Below are 15,682 nucleotides of genomic sequence, written 5' to 3' on the forward strand. Positions count from 1 at the left end.
TCAAACTCAGGGATTTTTGCTTTTTGTGTCTGAAGTTGACCCAAGTTCGGACTCAAACTCAGGGATTTTCGCTTTTTGTGTCTGAAGTTGACCCAAGTTCGGACTCAAACTCCCGGGTTTTCGCTATTTGTGTCTGAAGTTAACTCAAGTTCAGACTCAAACTCCGGGATTTTCGCTTTTTGTGTCTGAAGTTGACCCAAGTTCGGACTCACTCACGGATTTTTTGCGGATCTTCTGCTTTTCGGCTTCATGAACTCTTCATGGCGACCAATTCTACTCGGCAAAATAAAAAAACTGCCCGGAACACGCCAGGGCAGAGAGATCGTTAAGTATGAATTTATGATAAAAACTCGGTTGTCTTCTGTTTTTCTAGAACATTGGGTGATTTGGGAACTTCATGGTGATGGCGGCAGCGCGGTTCATAGGCTTCTGAGGCGCCAACTAAAATAACCGGATCATCATATGAAGCTGGATTTCCATTGATCAGGCGCTGTGTGCGGCTTGCAGGTGATCCGCAGACAGCACAGACAGCTTGAAGCTTTGTTACCAATTCTGCTATCGCCATGATGGCAGGCATTTGGCCAAAAGGCTCCCCGCGGAAGTCCTGGTCAAGTCCGGCAGCAATGACACGATGCCCGCTGTCAGCCAGGTGCTGAATGACTTTGACAATTTCATCATCGAAAAATTGCACTTCATCAATAGCAATCAAATCAGTTTCAGGTGTAATGTATTTAAAAATATCGGTAGACTGGGTCAGGGGTTTAGCTATGACCGAAGTTCCATTATGTGAAACGACAGCTTCATCACTATATCGGTTATCAATCTGCGGTTTAAATACAGCGATTTGCTGTTTGGCGAACTGAGCTCTGCGCACACGGCGAATCAGTTCTTCTGATTTGCCGGAGAACATGCTGCCGCAAATGACTTCCACCCATCCGTGATGATTCATAACGTACATGAACGGTCTCTCCTTCCTCGTTCTAACTAATAGAATGGCTTGTTTTGACTATTTTATGAAGAAAAGGGTCGAGCTGTTAATCTTACTTGCACTCGCGCTTTTAAAAAGCAAAAAGGTCCCTAAAGCAATTCTTCATAACGGCTTATTTTGCAATAAAAAACAGGCAAGAAAGTTAACTTGCCTGTTTTTGTTGTTTATTATTTTTGTTCTGACTTAATGCCGTATTTCTTATTGAAACGGTCAACACGTCCGCCGGCTTCAGCGAATTTCTGACGTCCAGTGTAGAATGGATGGCACTCAGAGCAAGTTTCAACGCGGATCTCTTCTTGAACAGAACCGGTTTCGAACTCGTTACCGCAAGCACATTTCACCATTGCTTTTTTATAGTTAGGATGAATTCCTGATTTCATTCTTTTCATCTCCTTCCGCCCTGAATCATTCGAAACAGAGTTATATATTACGGGCAATCATGAATTGCCGTAAACTTCAAAAACACACTGTCATCATTATAACAAGTCCATACATTTTTTGCAATAAGCGAATTCCGCATCCTGTAATTTCCAGATGGGATTTTAATTACGAACGCTTAGCCTTCATTTCTTCAGCAAGGTTAGCGAAAAATTCTTCGTTTGATTTTGTCTGTCTTAGCTTGCGAAGCAGTTTTTCGGCGAAATCCGGTGAATCTGACATGGACTTGCGGATTGCCCACAGCTTGTCCAGGTGATCCTTCTGAATAAGAAGTTCCTCTTTTCGCGTGCCGGAGCGGCGGATGTCGATGGCCGGGAAGATTCTTCTTTCAGCCAGTGAACGGTCAAGGTGCAGCTCCATATTGCCTGTCCCTTTGAATTCTTCATAGATGACATCATCCATCCGTGAACCCGTGTCAACGAGTGCAGTTGCCAGAATCGTTAAACTTCCGCCCTCTTCAATGTTTCGGGCTGCACCGAAGAATCGCTTTGGACGGTGGAATGCCGCCGGGTCAATACCGCCGGACAGGGTTCTGCCGCTTGGAGGAATAACCAGGTTATAGGCTCTTGCCAGTCTTGTAATGCTGTCCATCAGAATTACAACATCACGCTTATGCTCAACAAGGCGCATAGCACGTTCAAGAACGAGCTCGGCCACTTTAATGTGGTTTTCCGGCACTTCATCAAATGTGGAGCTGACTACATCGCCTGCAACTGAACGCTCGATGTCTGTTACCTCTTCCGGGCGCTCGTCAATCAATAGCACGATCAATTCCGCTTCCGGGTGGTTGGTTGTAATGCTATTGGCTATTTCCTTTAATAGCATGGTCTTACCTGCTTTTGGAGGCGCGACAATCAGACCGCGCTGACCGAATCCAACCGGTGCAAGCAGGTCCATAATTCTTGTAGACAGCTGTCTTGTACCTGTCTCCAATTTCATATGGCGGTTTGGATAAAGTGGTGTCAGACCAGGAAAGTGAACGCGCTCTTTTGCTGATTCGGGATCATCGCCATTCACGGCTTCAACCTGCAGCAGGCCGAAATAACGCTCATTTTCTTTTGGAGGACGGACTTTACCTGAAACCTTATCTCCGTTTCTCAAATCGAAACGGCGGATCTGGGAAGCGGAAATATAAATATCCTCTGAGCTTGGTGAATAGTTGATTGGACGAAGGAAGCCGAATCCTTCTGACTGAATGATCTCCAGGACACCTTCCATGAAGAAGTAGCCCTCCTGTTCTGCTCTTGCTTTCAGGATGGCAAAAATTAATTCTTTTTTCGATAACTTGCTGTAATAAGAAACTTTATATTCACGGGCAAGTTCATAAAGCTCTTTAAGCTTCATATTTTCTAAACTTGAAATGTTTAAACCCATTTTTACACCACACTTTTGAAATTTTCAATTATTTCCTCCATATGCAGCTGTTCAAATTATTGGACTTTATATGAAAGGAAAGGGAAAGATACTTTGAGGCACTGAAAATAGCTGAAGATTCTATCATTATGTTCTTAATTAAAGGTTTCGAGGAATGGAACGGTTTGCTGTCCGTTTTCGGTTAAAAATTTTGAGGTATCCTATTCCATGAAAAACAATCTCTATTTTACCCCTTAATATGAAAATTAATCAATAACAAAATTTGATATGGAAAATATAGCAGGAAGGAAATGAAAATGAGCAGGCTGGCGCAATGCAGCCAGCACTCATTTTCTATCTGTTTATTTAAAGTGAAACTTCAATCAGCGGGAGTGCTTTTCCCCCACTGATTGTTAGTTGAGGCCCACAGGAAGTGGGTCACAAAGACGTTGCCACAGGATGTGGCGTTATTAGTCTTTGTTCTTCTTTTCGGGCCTTTACGGGCAGTTTGACCTCACTTATCCTCCTTTGATTCCTCTGAGTCTTGAAGGGGGGTCTTACTGCCCGTTAGACTGCGATATATTTATTTAATAACAAGATTAGGCTTTTTCTTCAAACTATGGCGCCCTTCGACAAAGCGGACCGTTCCTGATTTGGCACGCATAACAATTGAATGGGTTGAACCATATGAGCCTTTAAACTGTACGCCTTTCAAAAGCTCACCATCTGTTACGCCTGTTGCAGCAAAAATTGCGTCATCGCCTTTTACCAGGTCTTCCATAAGAAGGACTTTATTAATATCAAGGCCCATCTTCAAGCAGCGCTCAGCCTCTGCGTCATTTTGCGGAAGAAGTTTCCCCTGAATTTCCCCGCCAAGGCACTTTAGGGCAACAGCTGCCAGCACGCCTTCTGGTGCTCCGCCTGATCCGAACAGAATATCGACACCCGTTTCATCAAAGGCAGTATTAATGGCTCCAGCCACGTCGCCATCGTTGATTAATTTAATTCTGGCACCTGCTTCGCGAAGCTGGCTGATGATGTGTTCATGGCGCTCACGGTTAAGCACTGTCGCCACAACATCCTGGATATCCTTGTTTTTGGCTTTTGCCACCGCTTTCAAATTATCCAGAACAGAAGCGTTAATATCAATTTGTCCAACCGCTTCAGGACCGACTGCAATTTTGTCCATGTACATATCCGGAGCATGCAGAAGATTTCCATGGTCAGCTACCGCAAGAACAGCTAATGCATTCCAGCCGCCGGATGCTACGATGTTAGTGCCTTCAAGCGGATCAACAGCGACATCTACACGCGGTCCATAGCCTGTTCCAAGCTTTTCCCCGATATAAAGCATTGGCGCTTCATCCATTTCGCCCTCTCCGATAACGACTGTTCCCTTCATTGGCACAGTATCGAATACATCTCTCATTGCAGAAGTAGCGGCATCATCCGCTTCATCTTTTAATCCGCGGCCCATCCAGCGTGCTGATGCTAAAGCGGCACCTTCCGTTACGCGAACTAATTCCATTGACAAACTTCTTTCCATCGATTTTTCCTCCCCGGATTCTAAGGCTGGCAGCATGGCAAATGCGGACCGGATTCTTACCCCCGGCACCGCAATAGCCCGCCTTAATTTATATTTGTCTGCTGATTTTACTTTGATTTTCCCTCAAGTATTAATCAGTCAGCTGTCAATATTCAAAGGTGTTCTATTTACGCGTTCTTCATTTGTTCCATTTCTTCCTTGCTCATTTCTTCTCGCCAAATTGTGGCACCAAGTCCATTCAGCTTTTCAACCAGGTGGCTGTAGCCTCTGTCAATATGCTCTAAGCCTGTGACTTCGGTAACTCCCTCCGCCATCAAGCCGGCAATTACCAATGCTGCGCCTGCGCGCAGATCACTCGCCTTAACTTTAGCACCCTGAAGCTGAACAGGCCCATTGATGATCGCAGAGCGCCCTTCCACTTTAATATTGGCATTCATTCTGCGCAGCTCATCAATATGCTTAAAACGGGCACTATAAATAGTATCAGTGACCATGCTTGTCCCTTCTGCTCCCGTTAACAGAGAAGTCAGCGGCTGCTGCAGGTCTGTAGGGAAGCCTGGATAGACAAGTGTTTTAATGTCCACAGCTTTCATTTTCTCAGCTGGCCCGACAAATACCTGGTCATCGTTCGTTTCAATCTGAACGCCCATTTCGCGCAGTTTTGCAATTAAGGACTCAAGATGATGAGGGATGACATTGTCAATCAGCACGCCTTCTCCGGCCGCTGCACCAACAATCATATACGTTCCCGCTTCAATCCTGTCCGGGATGATCGTATGCTGGCAGCCATGCAGATGATCCACGCCATCAATGCGGATTACATCAGTGCCGGCACCCTTGATTTTCGCGCCCATATTGGTCAAAAGCGTAGCAACATCAATGATTTCAGGCTCTTTTGCGGCATTTTCGATAATGGTTCTGCCTTTTGCCCTGACAGCGGCAAGCATGATATTGATGGTTGCTCCCACACTGACAACATCGAGATAAATACGGGCTCCGCGCAGTTCATCGGCACGAAGGTAAATGGCTCCCTGTTCATTGGTCACACGCGCGCCAAGTGCTTCAAACCCTTTTATATGCTGATCGATTGGTCTTGGCCCGAGGTGGCATCCTCCTGGAAGTCCAATAACCGCTTTTTTAAATCGGCCGAGCATCGCTCCCATTAAATAATAGGAAGCACGCAGTTTTTTTACTTTTCCGTTCGGCAAAGGCATGGAAATCATGGAAGAGGGATCAACTGTCATATCATTTTCAGAGAATTCGACAGTGCCCCCTATTTCTTCAAGCAAATCTTTTAGAATTTGTACATCCGAAATATCCGGCAAACCTTCAATTGTTACAGGCGATTCCGCTAAAATGGTAGCTGGAATCAATGCGACGGCACTATTCTTCGCCCCGCTGATCCGGACAGTGCCTTTTAAAGGATATCCACCTGCAATCATTAGCTTTTCCATTTGTAACTCCCTTCTAAGCCGTTGTTAAACACATATGCTGGAATTTGACTTCAATATTTAAAAAATTGATAGCCCTTACAGCAAAAGCTACACACTACTTTTCTAACCAACTTTGGCAGGAAATAGCCATAGCTTCTATAAGAAACCCAATAGGCTTGTCTTTTTTTAATATCGGAAAAATATAGTCTTTGGGAAAATATGCACTTACATATTATCATGTATCCGCATTTTGCAACATTGCAAGTTGAATAAGGAACAATTTTCCATATGTTTTTTACAGAATCCGACATTATCTTTATCTTATAGTTTACACGAAAAATCAAATCTCATGTATTGTATTCAAAAAAAGTTAAAATTAAGAAAGAAGCACTAAAAAACAGGGGTACAAGTAATGGGGCTGGCTTTGATCCGATTCAGCACCGAAACAAAGCCAGTTTCCTAGAGTTATTTTTCCGAAGAAAGCTTATCCTCTTGAGTTCCAGTCTGCGAGGAACGCTTCGATTCCCTTATCTGTCAGAGGATGGTTGAATAATTGCTGGATGACTTTATAAGGAATTGTCGCGATATGAGCTCCTCTTAATGCTGCATCCGTCACATGCTGAGGATGTCTGATGGAAGCCGCAATGATTTCTGTATCAATGTCATGAATCGCGAAGATCTCTGCAATTGTGGAGATTAGATCAAGACCGTTGTGGCCAATATCGTCCAAGCGTCCAAGGAATGGGGAAACGTATGTAGCACCTGCTCTTGCAGCAAGCAGCGCCTGGTTTGCACTGAAGATCAGCGTTACATTTGTTTTAATGCCTTCTTTTGAAAAGGCGCTTACGGCTTTCAAACCATCCGGTGTCATTGGCACCTTGATTGTGATGTTCGGTGCAATCGCTGCAAGCTCTCTTCCTTCTTTAATCATGCCTTCAGCATCAAGAGCGATAACCTCGGCACTCACTGAGCCTGGAACCAATTCCGTGATCTCACGAAGACGGTCAGGGAAGGATACATTCTTTTCCTTTGCCACCAATGATGGGTTGGTTGTTACTCCGGCAACTACCCCAAGGGCATATGCTTCTTTAATTTCGTCCATGTTCGCTGTATCGATGAAAAACTTCATATAAAATCCCACCTTATAAAATATTCTGATATCTATGTATTATTAAATAAAGCTGCGATTCTGTAAAGCCTTACATGCATATTCGCCTCAATAAATAAGGCAAACCGCTTCTAATTCTAGAAGCGGTTTCTCGTGCAGTTATTTTATTATGCTTTGTTTGAAGAACCAAATTCGCGCATTTTGCCGATTACTGTTTCTTTAATCGCTTCGCGTGCCGGTCCTAAGTATTTGCGCGGATCGTATACTTCTGTATCTGCTGCCAATACTTCACGAACACGTTTCGCGGAAGCAATTTGGTTTTCAGTGTTTACATTGATTTTAGCAGTTCCTAAAGAAACGGATTTTTGAATATCCTTTGTCGGGATTCCAGTACCGCCATGAAGAACCAGAGGAACACCTGTAAGGTTTCCGATCTCTTCCATTTCAGCAAAGCCAAGGTTAGGCTCACCTTTGTATGGTCCATGAACAGAACCCAGTGCCGGAGCTAGGCAGTCGATGCCTGTGCGCTTAACCAGCTCTTCACATTCTTTTGCATCAGCATAAATAACGCCATCAGCAATAACATCGTCTTCCTGTCCGCCGACAGTTCCTAACTCTGCTTCTACTGAAACGCCTTTTGAATGTGCATATTCAACTACTTTTGAAGTAGTCTCCACGTTTTGTTCGAATGGATCATGGGAAGCATCGATCATAACAGATGTGAATCCGGCATCGATTGCTTCTTTACATTTATCAAAACTTGAACCGTGGTCTAAGTGGATAGCCACAGGAACGGTAATTTTATAATCTTCAAGCAGTCCTTCAACCATTTTTACAACCGTTTTAAAACCGCCCATGTAGCGTGCAGCACCTTCGGAAACACCAAGGATAACCGGTGATTTTTCTTCTTCTGCCGCCTGCAGGATCGCTTGAGTGAACTCAAGGTTGTTTAAGTTAAATTGACCTACTGCATAGCCTTCTGATTTTGCTTTATTAAGCATTTCAGTCATAGAAACTAAAGGCATTTTTCTTCCTCCTTATTGATAATCGTTTAAGTTCAACAGACTAAATACTGTTAAAGTTTTCCCCTTAACACTATCGAATATGTACCCTTAAAATAGTCCGCTAAACTGAGACGACCCTTTGGAATTCATCTGTTATCATACCAAAAAGGACTTAGAAAAGCCATTATTCCAGCGCGTTTTTATGAAATGTCATAAAGCAAACGCTATCATTTTTATCGTGTTGGAATTTCTGGTTAAATACGGATATTTTTGGCTTATTACGAGTTAGGGACAAGCAAATATTTTTTTACTGCCGCCCTGATATCATCGATATCGAATGGCTTCGCAAAGTGAGTAAGAGCACCCAGATCCTTTGCTTCCTGAATCATATCGAGTTCACCGTAAGCGGTCATGATAATAACGCGGATATCTTTATCCACTACTCTCATTCTTTTCAAAATTTCAATCCCGTCCATTCCCGGTATTTTCATATCAAGAAGAACAAGATCAGGCGAATGCTTGGAAACAATGTCGAGAGCCTGGACTCCATTGGCAGCCTGGTATGTGTCGTACCCTTCCTTCTGCAGTACCTCATTAAGTAAAATACGGATTCCGAACTGATCATCTACGATTAAAATTTTCCCTTTCATCAAGCCACCTCTTTCTGTCGTATTAAAAGCACTTAGGTTTAAAACCATACTGAATTATGACTGCAGGTCACTTAACTATACATTCTCCTACAGCTAATTTCTCTGTGAAAGATGATTATTCCTTCTTATTTTAGCAATTACCTTTGATTATTTTACCTTTCCTTCCCTATTCTCTATAATAGAACCGCAGGAAAAGATGAAGGAGTGAACGGATTTGCTGAAGATGTTTTCTACCCAGCTGACAGGCTTATTTAAAAGACTTCAGGAAAAAGAAGAGTTTTCCATAGAGGACAGCGCCCGCCTTTTGGCCCAGGCTGCTGCCGGTGATGGGAAAATATATATTTATGGAACTAAGGAAATGGCTGCAATCGGCTATGAAGCCGTGCAAAGCCAAGAGCCGCTTAGAGTTGCAGCGATTTTGGAGAAAGATTCCGAAGTCTCTGAAACAGACCGGGTCATCATCTTTTCAAGATATTCGGATGACGAAGATGCAGCCGCTCTGGCAAAATCTTTATCCGAAAAAGGGGTCCCTTTTGTGGCAGTAAGCACTTTAAGAACTGAAAATGGCGGCAGCCTGGCTGATTTTGCTGATGTTCATATAGATTTAAAGCTTGCGAAAGGCCTTCTGCCTGATGAAGAGGGCAATCGCTTCGGCTATCCGGCCTCCATGGCTGCTTTGTTTGTGTATTATGGAATTAAGTTTACAATTGATGAGATTTTGGCGGAGTTTGAATAGATTTTGCGGGTTTCACCGTGCCTCGGCTGCGCATAGGCATTCACTAGTTATGCACAAATACAGCCGGTTTGCGTGCGCATGGACAAACAAAAGATCCCTCCGAAACCGGAGGGATCTTTCATACATTATAGTTCCTCGCTAAACTTCAATGATGCCCCGACAAATTCACGGAATAATGGCTGAGGGCGAGTTGGCCTTGAGATAAATTCAGGATGGAACTGGGAAGCGACGAACCAAGGGTGATCCTTGACTTCGATGATTTCCACCAGGCGGCCATCCGGGCTTGTACCGGAGAAGACGAAGCCTGCTTTTTCCATATCCTGGCGGTAATGGTTGTTGAACTCATAGCGATGGCGATGACGCTCATATACCACTTCATCCTGGTAGGCGTCAAAGGCTTTTGTATCCTCATTCAATTTACAAGCTTGTAAACCAAGTCTTAGAGTTCCGCCTAAATCCTCAATATCCTTTTGCTCAGGCAGAAGGTCGATAATTGGATGCGGTGTTTCAGGAGCAATTTCTGCAGAGTGCGCCCCTTCAAGACCCAGTACGTTTCTTGCAAATTCAATGGAAGCCAGCTGCATGCCAAGACAGATGCCAAGGAATGGCTTTTTGTTTTCGCGCGCATATTGAATGGCAAGGATTTTCCCTTCAATGCCGCGGTCGCCAAATCCGCCCGGAACCAGGATTCCGTCCACGTCCTGAAGCAGTTCATTCACGTTCGTGCTGTCCACTTCTTCAGAATTGATCCATTTGATTTCAATATCAGAATCAAAGGCATAACCGGCATGTTTTAGGGCTTCAACAACAGAAATGTAAGCATCCTGCAATTCAACATATTTACCGACAAGGCCAATCTTGGTTTTCCTTGAAAGGTTTAGAACCTTGTCAACCAGCTGCTTCCACTCGGTCATCTCTGCTTCTCCGCAATCCAGCTTCAAATGCTTGCAGACGATTTCATCAAGCTTCTGATCTTGAAGAGATAGCGGGATAGAATATAAAGTATCCGCATCTGTTGCTTCAATAACTGCTTCTTTATCGATATCACAGAATAGGGCAATTTTGTCCTTCATATCCTGGGAAATTGGCATTTCAGTACGCAGAACAATTACGTTTGGCTGAATGCCAAGGCTTCTTAGTTCTTTAACACTGTGCTGTGTCGGCTTTGTTTTCATTTCCCCTGCTGCCTTGATGTAAGGAACCAGTGTACAGTGAATATACATTACATTATCGCGGCCGATATCACTCTTAATTTGGCGGATCGCTTCAAGGAATGGAAGTGACTCAATATCCCCTACTGTTCCGCCGATTTCTGTGATGACCACATCAGAATTCGTTTCATGGCCTGCACGGAAAACTTTATCCTTGATTTCATTTGTGATATGCGGAATAACCTGTACCGTTCCGCCGTTATAGTCGCCGCGGCGCTCTTTTCTAAGGACAGTGGAGTAAATTTTACCAGTCGTAACACTGCTGTACTTTGTCAGGTTAATATCAACAAAACGCTCATAGTGGCCTAAGTCCAGGTCAGTCTCTGCGCCGTCACCTGTTACAAACACCTCACCATGCTGGTACGGGCTCATTGTTCCCGGATCCACATTTATGTAAGGATCGAATTTCTGAATCGTAACCGTTAACCCTCTGTTTTTCAGCAGGCGGCCAAGCGATGCTGCCGTGATTCCTTTTCCCAGTGACGAAACAACTCCGCCCGTAACAAAAATATACTTAGTCATGAAAAATTCCCCCTTGATATCAGTTTGTGCATAATGATGCCGGTTTAAAAACTTGATGATAAAAATTCTATTGTTCAGCCTCCGGTTTTTCAGCGGAAGCTTATCGCAAAGGGATGGTTTAGCTCTTCTTGAAAAGGCACATGGCCTGTAAAAAAAAATAAAAAGCGCTCCTCTTACTTAAGTAAGTAAGGGAGCGCTATTAGCGTCTAAACGAATCGTCCTTTTTTAAGGAGCCCAAAAAGTATTCTACAAGCCCTGAAACGAAAAGTCAAGGTTATAAATCTTCTTCATCTTCGTCAGCGTCGAGGTCATCTTCCTCAAGCTCTTCGTCATCATCGCCAAGGTCGAATTCTTCATCTTTTTCTACGATATCATCATCGTCTTCGAAATCATCATCATCTTCAAGATCATCGTCATCGTCCAGAAGATCATCATCATCGTCTTCAGTCAGGTCATCATCATCGAATCCGTCGATATCATCGTAGTCGATATCCTCTTCATCAAGTTCATCATAATCTTCAAGATCGAGATCGTCGTCGCCCTTTTTCTTCGCCTTTTTCTTCTTAGGCTTGATTACCGTTACGACTTCTTCTTCATATTGGTCAACCGGATACCATGAACGAAGACCCCAGCGGTTATCGCCCAATCCAATGAAATGGCCATCTATATTTAAATCTGTATAGAACTGTGCAATTTTTCCCTTGACTTGTTCCTCTGAAAGGTTCATAAGTTTAGCTACTTCATTCATGATGTCATTAAAGGCCATTGGTTCTTTTTTGCTTGTCAGAAGTTCATAAGCCACTTCGATTAATGACATTTCCTGCAATTCTTCTTTTGAGAACTGTTCCAAACTCAATATCAGCACTTCCTTTCCCTATGTAAACGCTCATAAACGCGCAAATAATAAACCATATAAGTTGAATTTCCGCAGGGCCCTGCAAATGCATGCGGACAGCCTGCAAGAAGGCATATTCTTCATTATAAACAAATTTTTACGGTTTATGCCAGTTATATCTGCTGTTCCGGACATTTTTATGCAGAATATTTTTCGTTCAGCATCTAAGGACAGCAGGTGAAATCCATGTATGTCCGATTTACCTAATCTGCCCTTCTCCGCCTCCTGCCCCTCAGCGGCCGGTCCCATTTTTTATAGGCGAGCCAGGTGAAGTAGATGGAGAGCAGGAAGAATGCTATAGCTCCCAGCTGTTTTCCATATAAAAAGTAAACACCTGCAGCAGCGGCAAGTATGGCTGCGTAGAGCAAGATTTTTTTCATATTTTCACATCCCAGGTTTCCCGAAGTGCATTGCTATGTATTGATTCCATTATATAGGTTATGGATGTATTTTATATTAATTCTATATTAAAAAATAGTGCAGAAAACAAGGGCCTGCAGCTGCAGGCCCTGTTTTTTACATATTCCGCCGGTACTGCCCGCCCACTTCGTATAATGCACGGGTAATCTGGCCGAGGCTTGCCACTTTGACGGTTTCCATCAGCTCGGCGAAAATGTTGCCGCCGCTGACTGCTGCTTCTTTCAATTGGTTCAGTGCCTCTTCCGATTTGTCTTTGTTGCGCTCCTGGAAGCTGCGCAGATTGCGGATTTGTGTTTCTTTTTCTTCCTTCGTTGCCCTTGCAAGCTCCATATTGTTCATTTCGTCCTCTGATGGAGGATTTGGGTTCAAGTAAGTGTTAACTCCGATGATCGGAAGCTCGCCGGTATGCTTTTTCATTTCATAGTACATGGACTCATCCTGGATTTTTCCGCGCTGGTATTGAGTTTCCATGGCACCAAGAACGCCGCCGCGGTCATTGATGCGTTCAAACTCTCTCAGCACCTGCTCTTCCACAAGATCTGTCAGCTCATCCACGATAAAGGCGCCCTGAAGCGGGTTTTCATTTTTCGATAAGCCATGCTCTTTTGTAATGATCATCTGGATGGCCATTGCCCGGCGGACAGACTCTTCCGTCGGTGTCGTGATGGCCTCATCATACGCATTGGTATGAAGCGAGTTGCAGTTATCCTGAAGCGCCATTAACGCCTGCAGCGTTGTGCGGATATCGTTAAAATCGATCTCCTGTGCATGCAGGGAACGTCCTGAAGTCTGGATATGGTACTTCAGCTTCTGGCTTCTCTCGTTCGCACCATATTTATCTCTCATAACCGTTGCCCAGATGCGGCGCGCCACACGGCCGAGCACGGTATACTCCGGATCCAGTCCATTCGAGAAGAAGAATGAAAGGTTTGGTGCAAAATCGTTGATGTTCATGCCTCTGCTCAAATAGTACTCTACATACGTAAAGCCATTTGCCAGTGTAAAGGCAAGCTGTGAGATCGGGTTAGCGCCCGCTTCCGCGATATGGTAGCCGGAAATGGATACAGAGTAGTAATTGCGGACCTTGTGGTCAATGAAATACTGCTGAATATCGCCCATCATTCTCAATGCGAACTCCGTCGAGAAGATGCAAGTATTTTGTCCCTGATCCTCTTTTAAAATATCAGCCTGAACCGTTCCGCGGACTGTCTGCAGCGTTTGCGCCCTTACTTCAGTGAACTCTTCAGGTGTCAGCACACGGCCAAGTTCCTGCTCTTTTGCCTCAATCTGCTGTTCGATCGCTGTGTTCATGAACATTGCCAAAATAATCGGCGCCGGCCCATTAATCGTCATAGAAACAGATGTAGATGGATGGCACAGGTCAAAACCGGCATACAGCTTCTTCATATCATCCAGCGTACAGATGCTGACTCCGCTCTCCCCGACTTTTCCGTAAATGTCCGGGCGGTAGTCAGGATCCTCCCCGTACAGGGTGACAGAATCAAACGCTGTGCTCAGACGCTTTGCCGCATCATCTTTGGACAGATAATGGAAGCGGCGGTTTGTCCTTTCAGGTGTCCCTTCTCCGGCAAACTGTCTCTTCGGATCTTCACCCTCGCGTTTGAACGGGAATACACCCGCTGTATACGGGAAAGAACCCGGCACGTTTTCTCTATATACCCAGCGGATGATTTCTCCGTAATCCTTGTACTTAGGCAGTGCCACTTTTGGAATGGACAGCCCGGATAAGCTTTTTGTTTTTAAAACCGTCACGATTTCTTTATCGCGGATTTTTGTTACAAATTGCTCGCCTGAGTATTTTTCCTTCAAATCTTCCCAGCCTGCCAGAATGTTCTTTGTTTCAGCCGTCAGCTTTTCTTCTGCTGCTGTTTTAATGGCTTCAAGCGAAGCAATGACTTCTTCGTTTCCTTCTTGTTCTTTTACAGCAATCATTGCTCCCTCAAGCTGGAACAGTTTTCGGGCAAGATCCGCCTGCTCTTCGGCTTTCTTATGGTAGCTGCGGACTGCTTCAGATACTTCGCGGAGATAATAGCGCTGTTCATTCGGAATAATAACATTCTGCTTTTCAACTTTTGCGTTCTTTGTAAAACTTGTTTTCCAGTCTGTACCTGCTTTTTCATTAATCGTTTCCACCAGTGCCGCAAACACCGCGTTTGTGCCCGGGTCATTGAACTGGCTCGCAATGGTTCCGTAGACAGGCATGTCTTCAAGCTCTTTTTCAAAAAGCATCCGGCTGCGCTGGTACTGCTTTTGCACCTGGCGCATCGCATCCTCTGAGCCTTTGCGTTCAAATTTATTAATGACGATCAAATCTGCATAATCGATCATATCAATTTTTTCAAGCTGGGAAGGCGCACCGAATTCACTTGTCATGATATACATCGAAGCATCACAAATTTCCGTAATGCCTGCATCTCCCTGCCCGATTCCGCTTGTTTCCACAATAATCAAATCAAAACCGGCTGCTTTGACTACTGAAATGGCATCCTGAATCGCCAGCGACAGCTCGCTGCGGGAATTTCTTGTTGCCAGGCTTCGCATGTAGACGCGCGGATTAAAAATGGCGTTCATGCGGATACGGTCGCCAAGAAGGGCTCCGCCCGTTTTTTGCTTTGTCGGATCTACTGAAAGAATCGCGACCTTTTTCTCTGGAATTTCATTGATGAAACGGCGGATCAGCTCATCTGTCAGCGAGCTTTTTCCGGCACCGCCTGTACCCGTAATTCCCACTACAGGAACCTGTTTTTCCAGTGACTTCACTTTCTCCATGACCGGCTCAAGCGATGCTGCCGCTTCTTTGCCTACTGTTACCTGATGCTCAGCCAGTGTAATCAGCTTCGCGATGGCATTCGTTTCCCCTTCCTGAAGCTTTTCAATCTGCTCTGAAGCTTCAGCTGTGAATGTAGGAAAATCACATTCCTTGATCATTTGATCAATCATCCCTTGGAGGCCGTAATGGCGGCCATCTTCGGGAGAGAAAATTCTCGCGATTCCGTAGTCATGCAATTCTTTGATTTCCTTCGGGATAATGACACCGCCGCCGCCGCCATAAATGCGGATGTGGGATGCGCCTCGCTCCTTCAAAAGGTCATACATATATTTGAAGTACTCTACATGTCCTCCCTGATAAGAGGAAATGGCGATTCCCTGCACATCTTCCTGGATTGCAGCATTTACGACTTCCTCCACAGAACGGTTATGCCCGAGGTGGATGACCTCTGCACCGCTTGCCTGAATGATGCGGCGCATAATATTGATGGAAGCATCATGTCCGTCAAATAGACTGGAAGCCGTCACAAAACGAATATGATTTTTCGGCTTATAGACTTCTGGATTGCTCATCGTTCTCCCCCTTGT

At 44.6% G+C, this 15,682-nt stretch carries 13 protein-coding genes; 1 reads left to right on the forward strand and 12 read right to left on the reverse strand.

Translation table 11 applies throughout. The features are described 5' to 3' along the window. Positions 1-337 precede the first annotated feature (337 nt). From CE058_RS17075 to CE058_RS17110, 8 genes are all read right to left on the reverse strand, one after another. Positions 338-958, reverse strand: a complete 621-nt coding sequence (locus CE058_RS17075; RefSeq protein ID WP_035327985.1) for a thymidine kinase — start codon at positions 956-958, stop codon at positions 338-340. A 197-nt stretch (positions 959-1,155) separates the two neighbouring features. After that, positions 1,156-1,368: a 50S ribosomal protein L31 gene (rpmE, locus tag CE058_RS17080; RefSeq protein WP_009332279.1), complete on the reverse strand. Its 213-nt coding sequence runs from the start codon at positions 1,366-1,368 to the stop codon at positions 1,156-1,158. Between the two features lie 166 nt (positions 1,369-1,534). Beyond that, complete coding sequence (rho, locus tag CE058_RS17085; RefSeq protein ID WP_009332281.1) at positions 1,535-2,800, reverse strand: transcription termination factor Rho; 1,266 nt, start codon at positions 2,798-2,800, stop codon at positions 1,535-1,537. A 562-nt stretch (positions 2,801-3,362) separates the two neighbouring features. Then, positions 3,363-4,325: a class II fructose-bisphosphatase gene (gene glpX / locus CE058_RS17090; RefSeq protein WP_035327992.1), complete on the reverse strand. Its 963-nt coding sequence runs from the start codon at positions 4,323-4,325 to the stop codon at positions 3,363-3,365. A gap of 167 nt (positions 4,326-4,492) precedes the next feature. Further along, on the reverse strand, positions 4,493-5,779 hold the full coding sequence (locus tag CE058_RS17095; protein WP_048009438.1) for a UDP-N-acetylglucosamine 1-carboxyvinyltransferase: 1,287 nt from the start codon (positions 5,777-5,779) through the stop codon (positions 4,493-4,495). A 463-nt stretch (positions 5,780-6,242) separates the two neighbouring features. Next, on the reverse strand, positions 6,243-6,887 hold the full coding sequence (gene fsa, locus CE058_RS17100) for a fructose-6-phosphate aldolase (RefSeq protein ID WP_048009439.1): 645 nt from the start codon (positions 6,885-6,887) through the stop codon (positions 6,243-6,245). 146 nt (positions 6,888-7,033) lie between these two features. Beyond that, complete coding sequence (locus CE058_RS17105; protein ID WP_048009440.1) at positions 7,034-7,891, reverse strand: class II fructose-bisphosphate aldolase; 858 nt, start codon at positions 7,889-7,891, stop codon at positions 7,034-7,036. A 257-nt stretch (positions 7,892-8,148) separates the two neighbouring features. Continuing rightward, entirely contained in the window at positions 8,149-8,523 is a 375-nt protein-coding gene (locus tag CE058_RS17110) for a response regulator (protein WP_172581936.1), read from the reverse strand. 211 nt (positions 8,524-8,734) lie between these two features. Between CE058_RS17110 and CE058_RS17115 the strand changes: the two genes are divergently transcribed. After that, entirely contained in the window at positions 8,735-9,256 is a 522-nt protein-coding gene (locus CE058_RS17115; protein ID WP_048009441.1) for a DUF2529 domain-containing protein, read from the forward strand. 125 nt (positions 9,257-9,381) lie between these two features. Here the strand turns inward: CE058_RS17115 and CE058_RS17120 are convergent, their stop codons facing one another. The 4 genes from CE058_RS17120 to icmF form a co-directional block, all read right to left on the reverse strand. Beyond that, positions 9,382-10,989 carry a CTP synthase gene (locus CE058_RS17120; protein WP_048009442.1) on the reverse strand — a complete coding sequence of 536 codons (1,608 nt, stop codon included), beginning with the start codon at positions 10,987-10,989 and terminating at the stop codon, positions 9,382-9,384. Positions 10,990-11,263: 274 nt separating this feature from the next. Further along, a complete protein-coding gene (rpoE, locus tag CE058_RS17125; RefSeq protein WP_048009443.1) occupies positions 11,264-11,845 on the reverse strand; it encodes a DNA-directed RNA polymerase subunit delta in 582 nt (193 codons plus the stop codon). Positions 11,846-12,087: 242 nt separating this feature from the next. Beyond that, the gene (locus CE058_RS24825) at positions 12,088-12,264 is read right to left on the reverse strand and encodes a hypothetical protein (RefSeq protein WP_197087643.1); all 177 of its coding nucleotides are present in this window, start codon (positions 12,262-12,264) and stop codon (positions 12,088-12,090) included. 136 nt (positions 12,265-12,400) lie between these two features. Next, positions 12,401-15,667 (reverse strand): fused isobutyryl-CoA mutase/GTPase IcmF, encoded by a 3,267-nt coding sequence (icmF, locus tag CE058_RS17130; protein ID WP_163144298.1) that lies wholly within the window; start codon positions 15,665-15,667, stop codon positions 12,401-12,403. Positions 15,668-15,682: the final 15 nt, after the last annotated feature.

The sequence above is a fragment of the Bacillus sp. 22-7 genome, assembly GCF_010628845.1.
Classification (GTDB): domain Bacteria; phylum Bacillota; class Bacilli; order Bacillales; family Cytobacillaceae; genus Cytobacillus; species Cytobacillus firmus_B.